The 17,300-nt window shown below is 29.6% G+C and carries 20 protein-coding genes and 1 tRNA gene; 12 read left to right on the forward strand and 9 right to left on the reverse strand.

Features of this window, described 5'->3' with window-relative positions:
- Nucleotides 1-140: 140 nt before the first annotated feature.
- Entirely contained in the window at nt 141-1,004 is an 864-nt protein-coding gene (locus tag EJ01_RS14510; protein ID WP_048082438.1) for a cation diffusion facilitator family transporter, read from the forward strand.
- Nucleotides 1,005-1,040: 36 nt separating this feature from the next.
- Here EJ01_RS14510 and EJ01_RS14515 read toward each other — a convergent pair whose 3' ends face one another.
- From EJ01_RS14515 to EJ01_RS14525, 3 genes are all read right to left on the reverse strand, one after another.
- Nucleotides 1,041-1,973: a sodium:calcium antiporter gene (locus EJ01_RS14515; RefSeq protein WP_048082439.1), complete on the reverse strand. Its 933-nt coding sequence runs from the start codon at nt 1,971-1,973 to the stop codon at nt 1,041-1,043.
- 500 nt (nt 1,974-2,473) lie between these two features.
- Nucleotides 2,474-2,776 carry a hypothetical protein gene (locus EJ01_RS14520; RefSeq protein WP_048082440.1) on the reverse strand — a complete coding sequence of 101 codons (303 nt, stop codon included), beginning with the start codon at nt 2,774-2,776 and terminating at the stop codon, nt 2,474-2,476.
- A 41-nt stretch (nt 2,777-2,817) separates the two neighbouring features.
- Complete coding sequence (locus tag EJ01_RS14525; protein WP_048082441.1) at nt 2,818-3,021, reverse strand: hypothetical protein; 204 nt, start codon at nt 3,019-3,021, stop codon at nt 2,818-2,820.
- A 528-nt stretch (nt 3,022-3,549) separates the two neighbouring features.
- Between EJ01_RS14525 and EJ01_RS14530 the strand changes: the two genes are divergently transcribed.
- Nucleotides 3,550-3,759, forward strand: a complete 210-nt coding sequence (locus tag EJ01_RS14530; protein ID WP_048082442.1) for a hypothetical protein — start codon at nt 3,550-3,552, stop codon at nt 3,757-3,759.
- Here EJ01_RS14530 and EJ01_RS14535 read toward each other — a convergent pair.
- The 4 genes from EJ01_RS14535 to EJ01_RS14550 form a co-directional block, all read right to left on the reverse strand.
- Complete coding sequence (locus tag EJ01_RS14535) at nt 3,756-4,178, reverse strand: GIY-YIG nuclease family protein (RefSeq protein WP_048082443.1); 423 nt, start codon at nt 4,176-4,178, stop codon at nt 3,756-3,758. The two genes, EJ01_RS14530 and EJ01_RS14535, sit on opposite strands and share 4 nt — an antisense overlap.
- A 34-nt stretch (nt 4,179-4,212) precedes the next feature.
- The gene (locus tag EJ01_RS14540; RefSeq protein ID WP_048082444.1) at nt 4,213-4,608 is read right to left on the reverse strand and encodes a hypothetical protein; all 396 of its coding nucleotides are present in this window, start codon (nt 4,606-4,608) and stop codon (nt 4,213-4,215) included.
- Between the two features lie 510 nt (nt 4,609-5,118).
- Nucleotides 5,119-5,310 (reverse strand): hypothetical protein, encoded by a 192-nt coding sequence (locus EJ01_RS14545; RefSeq protein WP_048082445.1) that lies wholly within the window; start codon nt 5,308-5,310, stop codon nt 5,119-5,121.
- Nucleotides 5,311-5,665: 355 nt separating this feature from the next.
- Nucleotides 5,666-6,136, reverse strand: coding sequence for a hypothetical protein (locus EJ01_RS14550; RefSeq protein WP_048082446.1), 471 nt, complete (start codon nt 6,134-6,136; stop codon nt 5,666-5,668).
- A 152-nt stretch (nt 6,137-6,288) separates the two neighbouring features.
- Here EJ01_RS14550 and EJ01_RS14555 point away from each other — a divergent pair, with 152 nt between their 5' ends.
- The 3 genes from EJ01_RS14555 (at nt 6,289) to EJ01_RS14565 (ending at nt 7,656) form a co-directional block, all read left to right on the forward strand.
- The gene (locus EJ01_RS14555) at nt 6,289-6,702 is read left to right on the forward strand and encodes a DUF371 domain-containing protein (RefSeq protein ID WP_048082447.1); all 414 of its coding nucleotides are present in this window, start codon (nt 6,289-6,291) and stop codon (nt 6,700-6,702) included.
- Nucleotides 6,703-6,856: 154 nt separating this feature from the next.
- On the forward strand, nt 6,857-7,168 hold the full coding sequence (locus EJ01_RS14560; RefSeq protein WP_048082448.1) for a helix-turn-helix domain-containing protein: 312 nt from the start codon (nt 6,857-6,859) through the stop codon (nt 7,166-7,168).
- Nucleotides 7,169-7,356: 188 nt separating this feature from the next.
- Nucleotides 7,357-7,656 (forward strand): zinc ribbon domain-containing protein, encoded by a 300-nt coding sequence (locus EJ01_RS14565; RefSeq protein WP_048082449.1) that lies wholly within the window; start codon nt 7,357-7,359, stop codon nt 7,654-7,656.
- 332 nt (nt 7,657-7,988) lie between these two features.
- Here the strand turns inward: EJ01_RS14565 and EJ01_RS14570 are convergent.
- Together EJ01_RS14570 and EJ01_RS14575 are read right to left on the reverse strand one after the other, a co-directional pair.
- Nucleotides 7,989-8,072 (reverse strand) — tRNA-Leu (locus EJ01_RS14570).
- A gap of 82 nt (nt 8,073-8,154) precedes the next feature.
- Entirely contained in the window at nt 8,155-9,738 is a 1,584-nt protein-coding gene (locus tag EJ01_RS14575) for a hypothetical protein (RefSeq protein ID WP_048082450.1), read from the reverse strand.
- Nucleotides 9,739-10,035: 297 nt separating this feature from the next.
- Between EJ01_RS14575 and EJ01_RS14580 the strand changes: the two genes are divergently transcribed.
- The 7 genes from EJ01_RS14580 to EJ01_RS14610 all read left to right on the forward strand — a co-directional run bounded on the left by EJ01_RS14580 (nt 10,036) and on the right by EJ01_RS14610 (nt 17,214).
- Nucleotides 10,036-10,332 (forward strand): DUF167 family protein, encoded by a 297-nt coding sequence (locus tag EJ01_RS14580; protein WP_048082451.1) that lies wholly within the window; start codon nt 10,036-10,038, stop codon nt 10,330-10,332.
- Between the two features lie 297 nt (nt 10,333-10,629).
- Nucleotides 10,630-10,860 (forward strand): hypothetical protein, encoded by a 231-nt coding sequence (locus EJ01_RS14585; protein WP_048082452.1) that lies wholly within the window; start codon nt 10,630-10,632, stop codon nt 10,858-10,860.
- 130 nt (nt 10,861-10,990) lie between these two features.
- The gene (locus tag EJ01_RS14590) at nt 10,991-12,568 is read left to right on the forward strand and encodes a hypothetical protein (RefSeq protein WP_048082453.1); all 1,578 of its coding nucleotides are present in this window, start codon (nt 10,991-10,993) and stop codon (nt 12,566-12,568) included.
- A 104-nt stretch (nt 12,569-12,672) separates the two neighbouring features.
- The gene (gene galU / locus EJ01_RS14595) at nt 12,673-13,518 is read left to right on the forward strand and encodes a UTP--glucose-1-phosphate uridylyltransferase GalU (protein WP_048082454.1); all 846 of its coding nucleotides are present in this window, start codon (nt 12,673-12,675) and stop codon (nt 13,516-13,518) included.
- Nucleotides 13,519-13,667: 149 nt separating this feature from the next.
- On the forward strand, nt 13,668-14,792 hold the full coding sequence (locus tag EJ01_RS14600) for a glycosyltransferase family 2 protein (RefSeq protein WP_048082455.1): 1,125 nt from the start codon (nt 13,668-13,670) through the stop codon (nt 14,790-14,792).
- A gap of 123 nt (nt 14,793-14,915) precedes the next feature.
- Nucleotides 14,916-16,043, forward strand: a complete 1,128-nt coding sequence (locus tag EJ01_RS14605) for a glycosyltransferase family 4 protein (RefSeq protein ID WP_048082456.1) — start codon at nt 14,916-14,918, stop codon at nt 16,041-16,043.
- A 52-nt stretch (nt 16,044-16,095) separates the two neighbouring features.
- The gene (locus tag EJ01_RS14610) at nt 16,096-17,214 is read left to right on the forward strand and encodes a glycosyltransferase family 4 protein (RefSeq protein ID WP_048082457.1); all 1,119 of its coding nucleotides are present in this window, start codon (nt 16,096-16,098) and stop codon (nt 17,212-17,214) included.
- Nucleotides 17,215-17,300: the final 86 nt, after the last annotated feature.

Genomic DNA, 17,300 nt, shown 5'->3' on the forward strand with positions numbered 1-17,300 from the left:
CATTTTATAGGATCCATTAGCTAGATCTAGGGTTTGGCTCGAGGAGAATAACTTAAATGAAGTTTTCCTATAAAAATAGAAAAATTCTAAATTCAGTAAGTTTATAATAATAACTCAACTGTTTATTGGTGGAGATTCAATTGAAAGAATATTATCGTACTGTAAGGAGAGTTTTAATCTTTATTTTGGTACTCAATATAATTGTTGCGTTAGCTAAAGTTCTTTATGGTTGGTATTCTAATTCTTTGAGTATGCTTTCTGATGGTTTTCATTCTTTTTTTGATGGTGCATCTAATGTAGTTGGGATTATTGGGATTACATTGGCATCGAGACCCGCAGATAAAGAGCATAAATATGGGCATTGGAAAATAGAAACGTTTGCTTCTATTATAATAGCATTATTTCTATTTTTAGTATGTTTTGAGGTTGTTCAATCAGCTGTAACTCGTTTCTTTAACCCTTCCGCGCCGGAGATAACATCAATCAGTTTTTTTGTAATGGGAATAACTATTCTAATTAACGCAGGTGTTTCATTTTATGAATACAAAAAGGGACGTGAAATAGATAGTAATATTCTTATTGCAGATTCAATGCATACTAGAAGTGATATATATGCGTCGATAGCTGTTATATTTGGATTTTTTGCAATTATTGCGGGATATATATGGGTAGATCCCCTTATAGCATTATTAATAGGAATATTAATAGCTAAAACAGGGATCGGAATAATAAAAGAGAGTTCTGAAGTTCTGTTGGATAAGTCGGTTATAGATGATGAGGTTGTTGAAAAAATTGTAAAATCTGTGCCTGATGTTATTGAATGTCATGCAATAAGAACTCGGGGAAAGAAGTCTCAAACATATATAGATCTGCATATCACAGTTGATCCTCGTTATTCTATTGAAGAAGCACATCATATAGGTGATAAGGTAGAATTAAAAATTAAAAAATCTATACCTGGAGTAAAAGAAGTTTTAATACACTTAGAACCTGAGACAGATTAAATTTAGTCGTGATTATTATTTTTATTGTTCATAAATTTAATTTATGTTAAATCCTGTTAAAAATAAAAAAATAATATAAATAATTATCATTAATAATGCTCTTAAACGAGTTAATCCGCTTTTACTCCTTAAATACAGGCTAAAAATAGAAATTAGAATTATAAAAAATATGGAAACTATTTGAAACTCACTATAATCTGGGACTAAAATTGGGTTTATAATCGATACTGTTCCCAAAATCAAAGTAGAATTGGATACAGTACTTCCCATTAAATCTCCTACTGCCAGAATTTTATGGCCGTGTAACAAAGAAATTGTCTCAAATGTGAGTTCAGGAAGAGATGTTCCAAAGGAAATTAATATGATTCCTATTAAAAAAACAGGGATTCCAATATCAGATGCTATTAATGAGGTATAATCAACTAAATATTTTGCACTGATTAAAAGTGACATTAAACCTATTGAAAAGAAAATTAAGTTTTTTATGAACTGTTTTTTGCTTACTACATCTTCTTCTTCAAAATCTGTCTGCTTAAAAACCAGAGTAAAATAAGCTATAAAAATGATAATTAAAATTATACCATCGATATGGGATAAAATTCCGTCTGAGGCTAATATTATGGGTAAGAGGGCTATGAAAAAGGGATAAGTGAGTTCTTTTTTAATTTTATTATCCTTAAAATTAATTTCTCCAGCTATTAATACGGCTGTACCTATAACTAAAGACAAATTGACCACATTAGATCCTAAAACTGTTCCTAAAGAAAGTTCAGGTATTTTTTCTATAGCAGATGTTATACTAATTATTAATTCAGGTACACTGGTTGCAATGGCCATTATTATAAATCCTGCTGCAAAATGGCCTAATTTAAGATATAATGAAATTTTAGATATTGATCTTGTCGTTACAGCACCGCTTAAAATTAGGATAATTAAAAGAAATGCAAAAATCATGTAATCAATATTCATAACATTATATCTGTTTAATATGATATTTAGTAGGGCATATCTTAAAAAGTGATTTTTTTTCTAAATTAAAATAAATATTTTTAAAGTAAGTCAGACACTCTTCAATGCATTAAATTGAAGCATTACCTGAAAATGACATTATATAGTCTTCCAGTGTTGAGGAATCAATTTCAGGTGCAAAAAGTGCCTAGAATTAAATCAACTAATATTAAGACTAATTAGCAGAACAAATATTTAAAATTGACTCAGTATGATGAAAATTGAGCAGAATGCAATAAAGGGATATCGCTATTTAAAAAGTTAAATTTGTTTTGAAGTACTTTGAATTGAATCAATGTAACTAAGATTTAAATAGTTTATAAAAATTGACAATACAACTTCTACAGAGTAAGAGTACGGGTGATAATTTATAGTGGGAAATTTATAGATTTGGAGGAGTTAGAACCTAACAAATATCGCATGGGTCCCCTTACGCCTGTGTTTTAGGATATATCTAAAAATTATTTAATATATAAATCGTAAAATTCTGAACTTGCTATATCTTCTAATATACGTTTATAATAATTTTCAAATAGTTTTCTTTCTTCTTTAATATATTCTGGATTGTTTAAATCACCATCTTGAGGATTTAATTCAAGAATCACTACAATGTTATCTATTTTAATTATAGAATCAACGTAGGCAGATTCTTTATATTCTAACAATTTATGGTTGATAATTGGCTCCCATTCCTTTGGGGAGTTTTCATCAACAAAGCCTAATTTATAGGGATCCTCTTTGATAGTTTTTACATATTCTAACATAAATATCACCAGAGATATCCAGTCTAACAGGTCTCTGATATTCAATAAGAAGGTACATAAGAACTATATCCAATATAATGTTTTAGATTTGCTATGGAGCTGGAATAACCACATGCAGGGCATTTATGCTTCTTTTTAAATTTAATCTTTTCTAGACTTAATATTGTTATCTGACCTTTTTTAGGAATATTATAAGTTGTTCCACATTTTTTGCATGTTACAGTCCAGTTATCTATATCTACCATGATTACACCTTTAAATATTTTTATTGTATTTCCACACCATTTGAAAATAAATGGGGATGGGAGTATATAAATATCCCCAAAAATTATGTAGGAGGCGGATTTTCTATTTTTTTATACTCCCTTGATTTTTTTTAATTATTTGATTGGCTTTAATTTCTTAACTGCCGTATCTCACGTATTCTATTTAGTAAATAGTATTTAAGTAATTATTCCCGAGTTTTTCCCAAATTATTACTGATTATGCCCAAATCTAATGTTATCCTGAAAGTGAAATGTGAAAGGATAACTTAAATAATAATCTAAATGGTTTAATTGATACTATATTTATGGTGCAGTATATTATATATGAATTTAGAAGAAGATCCTCATGAAACTAAATAAGTTTCAAGTAAGATAGCAAAAATGAGGATATGATGTTTATTATTAATAATACAGATTAATATCATACATAACTAATTTAATTGAATTTAAAAGGCACGTATGCAGGGGCGGGGTTTTTTTACAAAAAAGGAGATAGTTTAAATTAGAATGTTGCTACTATTTGCAGTGCATTTAATATTTGGAATGATTTTTTTAGTGACAGGTATCTTAGAATTTTTAAAAATAAATACTTTGGATGTTTCATGGATTTATATGGGGTCTAACTTAGCTATAGGAACTTCAATTATTATTTTAGGTATTTTATTTGCAAAAAGTATATTTAAACCATCCCAAAATTCTTTCTTCAACGTGAATTAATTTTCTATTATTTCAAAAACTAATTTTAATTTCTTAAATGAATCCAAACATGCATTTTCTGCATCTTTTTTCTTTTTGAAATAGAATAGATGTGATCTGCACTTGCAGTCAGAACAACCAAATTTGTCGGTGGATGTTCCTTCCTTTGAAATTTCCATGGCAACATCACATTCCCATTTTTCTGGGCTTCTTTCCAGTATTACTTCTTTTACATTTGAATTTGGGGAGTTTAAAAGGTAATCAATATGCCAGAATAATTTTTTCTCCTTTGATAAGTGTCTCAATATTCTACTGTCTATAGAGTTAAGTGCAGATCCTACATACACATAGTAACCCTTTTTAAATTCTATTTCTCCAATCTTTCCGATTTTAATTGTTGAATCTTGGCTTAAGTGGATTATGAGACAGTATGTTGCCATTTTAACACCTTAGTTATGTGTGAATTATATAGGGTTATGCTTTAATTTTGCTTATATAATCTTTTACATCTTTTATCTGTTCAAGATAGTCATCGATTATATATAATACCTTTTCGTAGGGCCCAAGTTCACGGTCACATTTTTTATCAATTGATTTTCGTTTAGATGAAACTTTGGTTCTTTTGATTGACCCTAAAAGAGAAGATTTGCTGTAATCATAATTTAAATATTTCAATTTAACTGCTCTCATATCTGCAGAAACTTGCCGCCTTATTTCCAGCAAATTTTCTTCTATTCGCTCTATACCAATTAAAGTCATTCTGGCTTCAAGAATAGAAGATGTTTTTAATTCAAAGCTTTCTATATCCAAGTTTGAAATCATTCTTTCATATTCTTTGGCTTTCAATATTTTTTTTTCAATCTTGGGCATGTTAAATTATTTGAAATAACTAATATAAATATGCTAACAGTTTGATACTTATTTATTATTTTAAAAAAATGATTTTTAACAGGAGTATCCTTTCATAGTATCGGATATTATAAAAATGATCTATCCTGGTATTAAAAATTATTGAAATTGATATTAATTCTTTTTTAATTGAATTTATGACTGACAATTGTAAACTATATGTTTAAATAGTTTTAATTAAGTATCAGTTAAGTAATGAATTTGTGTTTTTGCGGCCATAGCTAACTGGTAAATTGATATTTAACCTGTAATAGTAAATTTATATAAGAGATAATTTGGTTAATTTTAATTCAATCATTTAAAAACCCATAACTTAATAAGGCATATTTTAACTGAGTCTAACTTAATATTAAATAAAATAAGTTAAAGTTTATAAATTATATTGAAATTTAAAGCAATATTGGTGATGGAATAAGTTTAAGAATAGGGCCAAGTGAATATTAAGATAAATCTTAAATTCTATTAAAAGTATTATTTACTATTTATCAATGCAATTTTGCTGGTCACTACTGTTTTGGCCCTTAGAAGAATGCTGTCTGCATGATCTCTATTCTGGATTTCATATTCTATTTTTTGAAGTAAAAACCCTAAATTAGCGGGTTTGCATTTATATGCATCATCTAAAAATTTACTGGATACTTCCCTATCAATAATTTCATCCATTTAGTTTCACCTCTACGACTATGTTAGACAACTTTGTTGGTTGTACTAATATTTGTCATAAGGATTATTTAGATTTTTCCTATTATAGGATGAATTATTGCTATGTGAATATTTTGGCAGGTAAATTTTAGATCATTTAACATGATTTAAGCTTTAATTTATACATTGTTAAGTTTTATGACTTTTTTTTGGAAATATATTAGGTTTAAAAGCTAAAATAAGTAATATCTCTTTAATTTATAAATTAACTTATTTTTTCTAAATTTGCTTAATAGTTAGTGGCCTGTTAATAATCTGATTTTTCATCTCAGGAAATATTCATGTTCTGGTAAAATTTAAAAGCGTAACTGGTTGTTTAAATGATAACAATAAAAATCATTATAAAACTGGCAATTACATACAGGATTCCCGGTATAAAATGCGCCTGAAATTCGCCACGGTCTTTAGCCATCATTTCGTCAGCTTCTTTATCTGTATAAAACGTTTTTGGAGATAAATAAAGAATCGATTCAAAAATTCTATAATATCCAAAATCGAAAAAAGAGGATAAACCAACTAAAACAATATTTAAAGTGCCGCGTGGAGTTGGATCAAATGATATGTCATATGCCCCTAAAATAATGAGAAATGCAGCGAAATTAAGAAGGGGCAGTATGTACATAACTGCCCATGATAAAAATAATCTTCTGATGGCGTGTAACTGGCCTTTCCATGCATTATATGTGTCATAAGGGTTGTAATTTCTGTGAACTCTGTCTATTATTAATGTAAAATGAATGGCAAATATGAGGGTAAATAATTCTTGTGTCTCGGTAAAAAACTGCATATTATCTCCCTAGAAGTTAAATTTTATACTTTTAATAATTTTTTAATTAAAATTAATATATTTAATTATTTATAGTCTATAATCAATATTAACTAACTGATTTGTTTTAGTAGAATAATTGAATTTAAAAGAATGATAAATGGAGAAAGGATATGGAATACACTTTTTATGCTAAAGGACATAAAAATGTCACTTCGGCCCATAGATCAACATTTGAAGTTACTATGGATAAAGAAATAGGAATAAGGGCTGATTGTATTGTAGGAGTTTCATCTAAAGTCAAGCTTGTAGATCTTCCTCTAGAACTTAGAGAAGCCATAAAAGATGAAAATACACAGATTAAAGTCCAACTTGAAACAGAAAATGCAAAGGATGAAATTAAAGGGTATGGACATCCAGAACTCACCCTGGATCATCCAACAGACATGGTCTGTAGAAAAAGTGAATTTAAATGCAGCCGTACTTTGATGATAAAATCAGACAAAGCTGCAGTTGACCTTAAAAGGGAACTTGTAGATGATTTAAAGGAAGGAAAAGATTTAAAGGTAACAATATTGGTAGAATAATAAACATAAAGTTAAACTATCTCAAATAATTAAACAGATAATTTAAAGTGATTTTTATGAATATAATGGGTGCAGTACTAGGTGGAATAATAGGTGCAATAATAGGCGTAATTTTGGCAATAGCTATAATCAAAGCTAAAAACAGGTGATCGATTTGGATCATATATATGAAAAGGTTAAATCATTTATAGAAGACAACGGAGATGAATATTATCTCTGTGAGATAGAAGATATTCTGGGGGTTGATGAAGAAACCCTTTTAGAAATACTCAAGCAGCTTAAAAATGATAATATAGTGACTGAAGAGCACTTTTTTGAAACTGGCTGTGTAAATAATAGAATATGCACAGACTGCTTTGAACCTATGGAACATGAAGATACAGAGCTTAAAGAAACTCCTGAAGGAGATATTCAGCATATTCATGTTTATAGGTGCCATAAATGCTTTAAAAAAGAATATTACTGAGCATTTTTTTGAAAAATAAAATTTTAATTTAGTATCCTAAACTGGATATTATTATTATTTTGAGTTTATTTTTAAAATGGAAACATTAAGGATAATAATACAAAATTTTTACTTAATTTGCATGCCTATTTGATGTTTTTAGTAAAGGATATATCTGCGTTTTAAATAATACATTTATGGAGGATATTATGGCAACATGTCAAAAATGCGGAACTGAAGCTTCGGATAATGAAAAATATTGTTTAAAGTGCGGAGAACAAATGGATAATGGAAGCAGTTATCTTATTGTTAATATCATTACGATAGCGGCAATAATCATTGGGTTTATAATGCCATTTGTTTTTATAATTGCACTTATACCTGCAGTATATTTATATACTCGTCCAGTAAATTCTGTTAAACAACGTGGGAAGTTGTATATAATAGTTTCACTGCTTTTATTGGTTATTATGCTCATTGTTTGGAGTTTTATTGACCATTTGATTTAAAATTATGTTAAAAAGTTCATATTTCTTTTATTTTTATAAAATAAATATGATTTTTTATCTAAATAGATTGATTATAAACTTGATTGAAAAAAAGTTATTTTAAAATTAGAAAGCCAGATGCATTCGATAATCTTAGATTTTCAAAACAAAAATTAGGAAAATTTTGATTTACTGAAGCGCCTTTGAAAAATTTGTTTTCGAGGCATGCGAAAATTGAAAATTTTAGCAGTTGCAAAATTTCATTTTGCAAACATAAAAAATTTTTGAATTTTTAGAAAAATATGTAATATTTTTCTAACTCCCAAAAATCTTCGATTTTTGAGGATTTTTAATGCAGGGGACGGGATTCGAACCCGCGAAGGGACTCACCCACTAGGCCCTCAACCTAGCGCCTTTGACCGCTCGACCACCCCTGCTTGTTCATGTTGAACTAACACGAGAACATATCATCTTATTTATCTTTCACTATATAAATGTTTCGATTCTACGTTGTTGATTTCATCTTATTTTGTATATTTTCAAACCGTTTATGGTGCCGTTGGTTATTTCTTTGTATTTTTTTAATAAATCCTCGTTGGTATTTGAGTTCCCCCAGAAAAAATAGTAATCAATTTTATATTCTTTAAAACTTTTTTCTAATTCCATGTCAGTCATAGGTTTTTTTGTGGTGCTGTTGGTCGCCCGTCCATAGTAATGGGCATTTAAATAATAAGCTATATTTAATGAATCTCTGTATTTGTCATTAGAGGCTATATTGCCGTGTACATTATATTTGTTGATAGAATTACTCATTGAGTAATAGTCCTGTCCTATGTACTGGTTATTCACCAGTGAACTTAGGGGAACTACGATTAATGATATTATAAACAGTAATAGAAGTAAAAATGTACCCAATTTATTTAAAAATCTTGTTTTAGATAGCATATTTAGAAGATAACCTCCCATTAATATTATTAATATGTATACGATGAAAAAATACCGGAATTCTACAAAAATGATGAGATAACCTGCACAAAATAGAATTATGGTTAAAATAGGATATATTTGTTCTCCATTAATTGAAATCAATTTACGCAGAGGTTTAAAGAGAAAAGATAGATAGATGACAAGGATTATCATGGAAAAATAGGTGAACTGCTGGAGGTATCCAATTAATTTTAAAAAGTTGTTTGCAATCAAGTTAAGTAAATAAATAAAAGATTTTCCTGAACTTAAAGGATTCCACGATTTCATTTTAAAATAGGATGGATCTTCCCATGCGCTTACTGATTTATCATTAGGAGGTTTCATTAATCCATTCCAGATTGGACTCCCATGCTGGAGGGGGCCGGATTCTTCAAAATTATATTTTCCAGATGTTCCAAAGGTCATATAGCCATATTTTTCACTGATCACTGCACTCCATGCCCCACTTATAACAAAAAATACTGCTAAACCTAAAAATAAATTTTTCAGCACTTTTTTCCTATTTGCTGTACTTTTTAGGTAATAAAATGAGTTCATTATTATAAAATGGGCAATGAAAAATGGAAAAGCATAACTTTTTGTTAAATAGGCCAGAGCTGCAAAAGTTCCGCATAATGCACTGTTATATAAATTCTGGGAATATGATGGATTGAAAATAAAATACAAGTAATATATTAAAAAACAAGTAAGTAACAGGTCTACTGGGTTATAACGTAATGCAAAGTAAAGTATGACAAAAATAACTGGAAAAATGATGCTGATTCTAATTTTTTCGTTCATTTTGAACCTGTAGGATAAAAATATTGTTCCTGTGATTGTAAAAAAGCCGGTAATTAATGATAATATTTTAGTAGCATACATCACAGATTGTGGCGCTGGATTCTGTAAAATAAATGGGGCAAGTATCCATGGAAAAAATGGTCCCCAGTAGCCGTTAACTGCATTTGAAATATCTACTGCTGCGTATAACTTTGCAACAGAAATAATGACAATTAGGTCTCTACTTATTGTATCATACTGGTAATATCTGATGAAGTATGCTCCTAATATTGAGTATATTACTAAAAATAATGCAAAAATTATCTTGCTTTTAGCAAGTGTGTTAATTTTCAGCATATTATTACTAGTATGCTGATAGTTAATAACACTATAGTGGCATATTTTTTAATTTACAGGATCAATTGAGTATAGATAATCATAATTGATTATCTGGGATACTTTGATTAATTTGATTTATACAGTTATATTTGGAGTTAGTTAAGAAATAATAGTTTATTCGGAGTTAAGCATGTTGACAAACTATTTTGCATAAATTTAAAACATTATTTTATCTATGAAAAGTCTAAAATAAAATATTATACTTTTAAAGTCATTTAAAAAAAGTAAAATAGCTATATTTGGATAGGTAATCATATGAAAGCTGTAACTGAAACCAATGATGGAATATTAGTAGATATAGAAGTTTCTCCTAAATCAAAGAAATTTGAAATAATTGGTTACAATGAGTGGAGAGAAAAAATAGAAATTAGAATAAAATCAGTTCCACAAAAGGGTAAAGCTAATAAAGAAATAATAAATGAATTTTCACGTCTTACCGGGTCGCAAGTTGAGATTATTTCAGGACTGAAAAGCCATCATAAGACTCTCCGAGTTTATAATCTCTCTAAATCTGAATTTTTACATATTCTAAATGATAAATATAATTTATAGTACTGTATATTATCAAACTTATAGTTTCCTAACGTCAAAATCATTTTAATAGTAATCTAGAACATCTGATTATTCACTATAAATAGGGATCAGGTAGAACAAATATTATATATCTAAAAGTTGAGTTATTTTTATATCATCAACAATTTAATCTCAAATTAAAAAACAAAAATTATCCAATTTATTTCATTTGACTTTAATGTTATACCCTTTAAATCAGTTAAAACAATATATTAGGGGCAATATTCAAGTGAAAATATAAAATACTGGTAATTATTTAAAAACAGGTTATAAAATATGACAGGTAAAAATACAAATTATTTAATCGTAGCTGTAGTTTTTATTATGGCTGTATATGCGTTCTATACAAAATACTATTTTAACGCATCAGGGTGGTTTTTATTAGGGTTAACTTTGATTTTAATCACATATTTCTCTAAAATTAGTGCAGATAAGAAATATTATATAATGGCACTTCCACTGCCGATTTTAGCCTTAATTTGTTTTGCACTTGAGTTTTTCTACTAAGTGTTTTTAGAGTAAAAAATATAAAATTTTAAGTTAGCTTATGGAATAATAATTTAGATGAAACATAAATTAATAAATGACTATCAATATAACTTAAATGGCGTTAGGGGACATTATTAATACGATTACTATGAATTGGACTAAACATATAAGCAATAATGTCGCTTTAAGAAGTAACAAAAGCCTGATTACGGCTTTAATGACTTTTTTATTATTAGGGATTATATTAATTAGGTATTATCAGTACCAGCTTAATCCTGATGGCCTAGTTTATATAAAAATTGCTAAAATTTATTTAATGGGTGATTATGGTAATGCAATCAGCGCTTACTGGAGCCCCCTTATATCATGGCTTTTGATTCCATTTCTTGTTTATGGTATAAATCCAGTATATGTACTATTTTCAACGAAAGTACTGGCTTTAATTATAGGTTTTTTCACTCTACTTGGTATTGGAAAATTGTCTTATAAGTTTGAAATGAATAATACCATTCGAACTGTAATTCTTTTTTCAGCAGTTCCAGTGGTTTTATATTTTGCATACAGTGTGATAACGCCGGATTTACTGCTGGTCTGTATACTTGTATATTATTTTAATATTATATTTGATTCAGAATATCCTAATAAACTATCTAATGGGTTACTTTGTGGTTTACTTGGAGCATTGGCGTATTTAAGTAAAAGTTATGCTTTTCCATTTTTTATCGCACATTTTACATTGTTTAATATCATTCATTACTTTAAGAATATCCAAAATAGGAAGAAAGTGCTGAAAAATTTATTTATTGGATTTGCAGTATTCTTTGTTATTAGTGGAATCTGGATTGGTTTAATAAGTCAAAAAGAGGGTGAAATAACCTATAGTACTTCAGGAGAATTTAACCATAATCTTGTAGGTCCTGAATCTAAAGGATGGGGAATGACACATTATCTTGGTGAAGTTACATCAGATGGATCTCTGACTCCAAGTGCAGATGTCAAATCATGGAGTCCATTTGAATCCTGGAGTAATTTTAAGCACCAGCTGAAGCTTATATACACCAATACTATAGATACAATTAGTATATACAAATCATTCTCGTATTTCTCGCTTATAATACTGTTTGTATATTTGATGTTTTTTTTAAAACCATTTAAAAAAATATTAAAAGATAATAGAATATATCCTATTTTAACTGTAATTATATTTTCTGTAGGTTATCTTCCCATTTTAGTTGAAGAGAGATATTTATGGGCTGTATATATCTTATTATTTTTAATGGGAGGGTATTTAGTTAATGAATTGTTTAAACATAGTTTTTTCACCACCCGTAGGAAAAGTATAATTTTGCTGGTTTTTGCACTTTCATTTATATGGATGCCTGTGTCATTTTTAAGTGAAAATATTAATTTAGATAAGGAAATTTATAACATGGCAAATTTTATTGAAGATCAATACAGTATCCATGGAAATATAGCAGTTAATCAGGACAATAAGAAAATAGCTGTAACTTATTTGTCGTATTATCTGGGAACTACTTATTTAGGGCAAACGAATAATACCAGTAGTTCTCAGCTACAAGAACAATTGAAAAAATATAATGTTGATTTTTATATAGTATGGGGAGATAATAACTCTGTTCTTAATGGATATGCTGAAGTTACAAATGGTAAAATAAATGCTTTAAAGATATATTCTATAAATGATAAAGTACAAGTGGAAAATTAAATCCATATAAAAACCAAAAAAGTTTATAAGTCATTTGAATGTAAGTATAGTATGTATAATTAGAGAATTTAAACTTTTAACATGAAATTAATAGGTGAACAGTTATGAAAGCGGTGATACCGGCTGCTGGACTTGGTACAAGGTTTTTACCTGCAACAAAGGCGCAACCAAAAGAAATGCTTCCCGTGTTTAATAAACCAACAATACAATACGTAGTTGAAGAAGCTGTGGCTTCTGGAATAGATGATATACTGATAATCACAGGAAAAGGTAAACGATCCATTGAAGATCATTTTGACAGAGCTTTTGAATTAGAATACTTCCTTAAAAATGGTGGAAAAACTGATTATCTCAAGGAAGTAGAATACATATCTGAACTCGCGGATATTTATTATGTAAGGCAGAAAAAGCAGAAAGGACTTGGAGATGCAATATCTTGTGCAAAAAAACACATCGACGGCGATCCATTTGCGGTTTTGCTCGGAGATACTATAGCTCAATCTGATGTTCCATGTACAAAGCAGCTTATGGATGTTTATGATAAATATGAGTCTTCAGTAATTGCTATAGAAGAAGTTCCTGATGAAAAAGTAGAAAGGTATGGTATAATCAAGGGATCTAAAATTAATGATTCTCTTTATAAAATTGAAGACCTGGTTGAAAAACCTAAATTGGCAGATGCACCTTCCAATTTAGGAATTATAGGAAGATATTTACTCACTCCTGATATTTTTGATCATATCGATGCAGTTGAACCGGGTGTCGGTGGCGAAATCCAACTCACAGATGCTTTAAGGCATTTAGATGAAAGTTACGGTTGTATATTCAACGGTAAACTTCACGATATTGGGAATACCGTTGACTGGCTTAAAAGCTCAATTGAAATTGCAATGGAAAATGAAGATGTTAAGAAAGAATTACTAGAGCATTTAAGCAATCTTCTAAAATAATCGATGTTTTTAATTATTTTTATTAATTTAACATCTCTTTTTTTATTGATTATAAACAAATTATATAAGCAATACCATCAAAAATTGAACAGTATACTGAATTATTTATGATTTAAAAATTATGGAAAGATATTAAACTAAGTGATTTTATGAAGATTTCGATTGTTATCCCTGCATTAAATGAAGAGGGAATTGTTGGTAAAACAGTTAAATCTGTTCCTGTTGAAAAATTAAAGAATAATGGGCTTGATGTTGAGATAGTAGTGGTAGATAATGCATCAACTGATAACACTGCTTCAGAAGCACGTGAAGCTGGAGCAAGAGTGGTATATGGAGAAAAAAGAGGATATGGTAATGCTTATTTAAAAGGGTTTTCTGAAGCAGAAGGAGACATAGTTGTAATGGGAGATGCAGACGGTACATATCCTTTTGAAATGACATATGAATTTATTCAACCTATTTTAAAGGGAGAAGCTGATTTTGTAATGGGTTCCAGGCTTAATGGAGATATAAAAGAGGGAGCCATGCCTGCACTTCACAGATATATAGGTAACCCTTTTCTTACATGGGTTTTAAATGTTTTATTTAAAGCCGGAATTTCTGATGCCCATTGTGGAATGAGGGCCATAAAAAAAGATGTTCTTGATGATTTAAACCTTAAAAGCAGTGGAATGGAATTTGCTTCAGAGATGGTAATTGAAGCCGCTAGAAAAAATGTTAGAATGACTGAAATTCCAATTACCTATTATCCTAGAGAAGGTGAATCAAAGCTAAGTTCTTTTTCAGATGGTTGGAGACACCTGAGGTTTATGATGCTTTACAGGCCAACACCGTTCCTTTTAGGGCCGGGCCTGATAGTACTGGTTGTAGGTATAGCTTTAACTCTTGGAGTTCTTTTTGGATTCCAGTCCCGGCGGCATACTTTAATTTTAGGCAGTTTACTGCTTATTATAGGTTATCAAATGCTTCTGGCATGGATACAATTTGGAGCATTTGGAATGGTACATGGAATCACTGGAACCTCTGGAACAATAAAGAAATTTGTGAATTACCATTCACTTGGAAGAGAACTATTTTTAGGGATTCTTCTTTTAGTCTGCGGGATAATTGTAGGGTTTAAAGTACTCTTCAGCTGGCAGGCAGTAGGATTTGGAGCTCTCTCTGAGATTCAGTTTGCTACACTGGCTCTGATATTATCAATCTTAGGAATTCAGACTATATTTTCAGGAATGTTCTTGAGCTTGCTGCTGTTAAACAGTGACTATGACGATTAATTGAGGTTTAGATGAATTTACAATTCATCTACCAAAATTATGCATTACTTGAAAATCTAAAAATCAAGGATTTTCACACTTTTAGATTAAAAGATCTCATCAAAGTTTTGAAGTTGAAGAAAAATGAAAATTGCTTTTATTTATGATGCTGTTTATCCTTTTATAACTGGAGGGGCGGAAAAAAGAGTCTATGAACTGGCAAGACGGCTTGTTCAAAGGGGTCATGATGTCCACTGGTATGGTGTCGGCTGGTGGTGGCCTGAAAAAGGGCAAAAAGATATTGAAATGGAAGGAATTCATTTACATGGTGTCTGCAAACCTATGGATCTATATAATTGTGAAAGAAGATCTATAAATGAAGCTGTTTATTTTGCGGTATGCCTCCTCCCAAAACTTGGAAGAGAAAATTTTGATGTTATTGACTGCCAGGGATTTCCTTTCTTTTCATGTTTTACTGCTAAAATAAATTCTTTATTCATTGGTTCTCCACTTATAATTACATTACATGAAGTATGGAATGATTACTGGTATGAATATCTTGGAAAAGCAGGATTTTTTGGCAAATTAGTTGAAAAATTAATGGTTAATCTTACCGGCAGGATTATAACAGTTTCTAAGAAAACAAAATCTGATTTAAAGGCGATTAAATCCTCTGAAAATTCGATAGTTATTCCTAATGGTATTGATTTTAATTATATCTCTAAAATAAGTCCTGCAGATGAAAAATCAGATGTTATATTTGCAGGCAGGTTAATCAAAGAAAAAAATGTTGGGATATTAATTAAAGCCATCTCTGATGTAAAAGAGAAAATTCCAGATGTAAAATGCTGTATAATAGGCGACGGTCCAGAAAGGACAAAACTCGAGAAACTGGTACAAGAACTTAATATACAGAATAATGTTGAATTTAAAGGGTTTATAAAAGATTATGATGACCTAATTTCCTACATGAAGTCTTCTGAAGTTTTTGTTTTGCCTTCAACAAGGGAAGGGTTTGGAATAGTTGTAATTGAAGCAAATGCATGCGGACTTCCAGTTGTAGTGGTAGACCACAAAATGAATGCTGCATCTGACCTTATAATTAATAATAAGAATGGAATTGTATCTAGTTTTTCTAAAGAGAATATTGCAGAGAATATAATTAATATGATTAACAAAAAGAAAGAAATGCAGAATGATTGTATTCAAACTTCAAAGGAATATGATTGGGATAAAATAGTAGATAAACTGGAAGAATTTTATAAAAGTTAATCCTAAGACTAAATAATGCTTTTTTGACGGATTTAATGTTGAAGTGAATAAAATGAAGATAGTTCAAACGCCTGTTAGGTTTTACCCGTTTATAGGCGGTGTGGAAAATTATGTATATTATTTATCAAAGGAACTGGTTAAATTAGGCCAGGATATTACTATTATTTGTGCAAATGAACCTGTTTCAAAAAAACAAGAAGTTATTGATGGTATCACAGTAAAAAGACTTTCTTATTTTGGTAAAATTGCAAATACTAATATAACTCCGCAGTTGCCATTTGCACTGTCAAGAGAAGAATTTGATGTTATTCATACCCATGTACCTACTCCTTGGAGTGCTGATTGGAGTAATATAACCTCTAAATTTAAAAAAAAGCCTTTAGTTGTTACTTATCATAATGATATAATTGGGAATGGTATTGCAAATTATATTGCGGGATTTTATAATTCCACTGCTTTAAAATCGTTGCTGGGCCAAGCAGATAAAATAATAATTACTCAACCTAATTATCTGTATTCATCTCCTTATCTGGGAAATTATGAGGATAAGATTGAAGTTATACCAAATGGAGTTGATGTAGATAAATTTAAACCGCTTGATGTGGAAAAACAGGAAAACAGCATATTTTTCCTGAGCCTCTTAGATGAATTTCACAAATATAAGGGTCTGGACTATTTATTAAATGCATTAAAAATAGTAAAACTTGAAATAGAAGACGTAAAATTAATAGTTGGTGGAAAAGGTAAGTTACTGGACTATTACCGCAGCATGGTAAATGAAATGGGCTTGGGGGACAATGTTGAATTCCATGGTTTTATTCCAGATGAGAAAATTGTGGAATATTACAGTAAATGCAGTGTTTTTATACTGCCATCAATCTCATCAAAACAGGAAGGTTTTGGTATTGTTGCCCTTGAGGCGCTTGCATGTGAAACTCCGGTGATAAGCACAGAGATTGTTGGTGTAGCAGCTGATGTCAAAGAAAGTAATTCTGGGATTATTGTACCGCCTAAAGATATAGATAAACTTGCAGATGCAATACTTAAAATATTATCTAACAAAGATTCATCCTTCAAAATGGGATTTAATGGAAGAAGACTTGTAGAAGAAAAGTATACCTGGGCAGGTATTGCTAAAATGGCTGAAAAGGTTTATAAAGAGTTACTATAATTAAATATTTATTCAAACAATTTAGGAATATTATAATACTACCATCAAATAAATAATAGCTGTTAAAATTGAAAATATGCTATTTG

It is taken from the genome of Methanobacterium veterum, from assembly GCF_000745485.1.
Taxonomy (GTDB): domain Archaea; phylum Methanobacteriota; class Methanobacteria; order Methanobacteriales; family Methanobacteriaceae; genus Methanobacterium_D; species Methanobacterium_D veterum.

Coding starts and splice junctions, on each gene's coding strand:
- EJ01_RS14525 (WP_048082441.1), bottom strand. CDS start 3,021: ATGGTAGATATAGATAACTGGACTGTAACATGCAAAAAATGTGGAACA.
- EJ01_RS14575 (WP_048082450.1), bottom strand. CDS start 9,738: ATGCTGAAAATTAACACACTTGCTAAAAGCAAGATAATTTTTGCATTA.
- EJ01_RS14610 (WP_048082457.1), top strand. CDS start 16,096: ATGAAGATAGTTCAAACGCCTGTTAGGTTTTACCCGTTTATAGGCGGT.
- EJ01_RS14555 (WP_048082447.1), top strand. CDS start 6,289: ATGGAATACACTTTTTATGCTAAAGGACATAAAAATGTCACTTCGGCC.
- EJ01_RS14585 (WP_048082452.1), top strand. CDS start 10,630: ATGACAGGTAAAAATACAAATTATTTAATCGTAGCTGTAGTTTTTATT.
- EJ01_RS14535 (WP_048082443.1), bottom strand. CDS start 4,178: ATGGCAACATACTGTCTCATAATCCACTTAAGCCAAGATTCAACAATT.
- EJ01_RS14545 (WP_048082445.1), bottom strand. CDS start 5,310: ATGGATGAAATTATTGATAGGGAAGTATCCAGTAAATTTTTAGATGAT.
- EJ01_RS14530 (WP_048082442.1), top strand. CDS start 3,550: ATGTTGCTACTATTTGCAGTGCATTTAATATTTGGAATGATTTTTTTA.
- EJ01_RS14600 (WP_048082455.1), top strand. CDS start 13,668: ATGAAGATTTCGATTGTTATCCCTGCATTAAATGAAGAGGGAATTGTT.
- EJ01_RS14580 (WP_048082451.1), top strand. CDS start 10,036: ATGAAAGCTGTAACTGAAACCAATGATGGAATATTAGTAGATATAGAA.
- EJ01_RS14520 (WP_048082440.1), bottom strand. CDS start 2,776: ATGTTAGAATATGTAAAAACTATCAAAGAGGATCCCTATAAATTAGGC.
- EJ01_RS14515 (WP_048082439.1), bottom strand. CDS start 1,973: ATGAATATTGATTACATGATTTTTGCATTTCTTTTAATTATCCTAATT.
- EJ01_RS14540 (WP_048082444.1), bottom strand. CDS start 4,608: ATGCCCAAGATTGAAAAAAAAATATTGAAAGCCAAAGAATATGAAAGA.
- EJ01_RS14605 (WP_048082456.1), top strand. CDS start 14,916: ATGAAAATTGCTTTTATTTATGATGCTGTTTATCCTTTTATAACTGGA.
- EJ01_RS14565 (WP_048082449.1), top strand. CDS start 7,357: ATGGCAACATGTCAAAAATGCGGAACTGAAGCTTCGGATAATGAAAAA.
- EJ01_RS14550 (WP_048082446.1), bottom strand. CDS start 6,136: ATGCAGTTTTTTACCGAGACACAAGAATTATTTACCCTCATATTTGCC.
- galU (WP_048082454.1), top strand. CDS start 12,673: ATGAAAGCGGTGATACCGGCTGCTGGACTTGGTACAAGGTTTTTACCT.
- EJ01_RS14590 (WP_048082453.1), top strand. CDS start 10,991: ATGAATTGGACTAAACATATAAGCAATAATGTCGCTTTAAGAAGTAAC.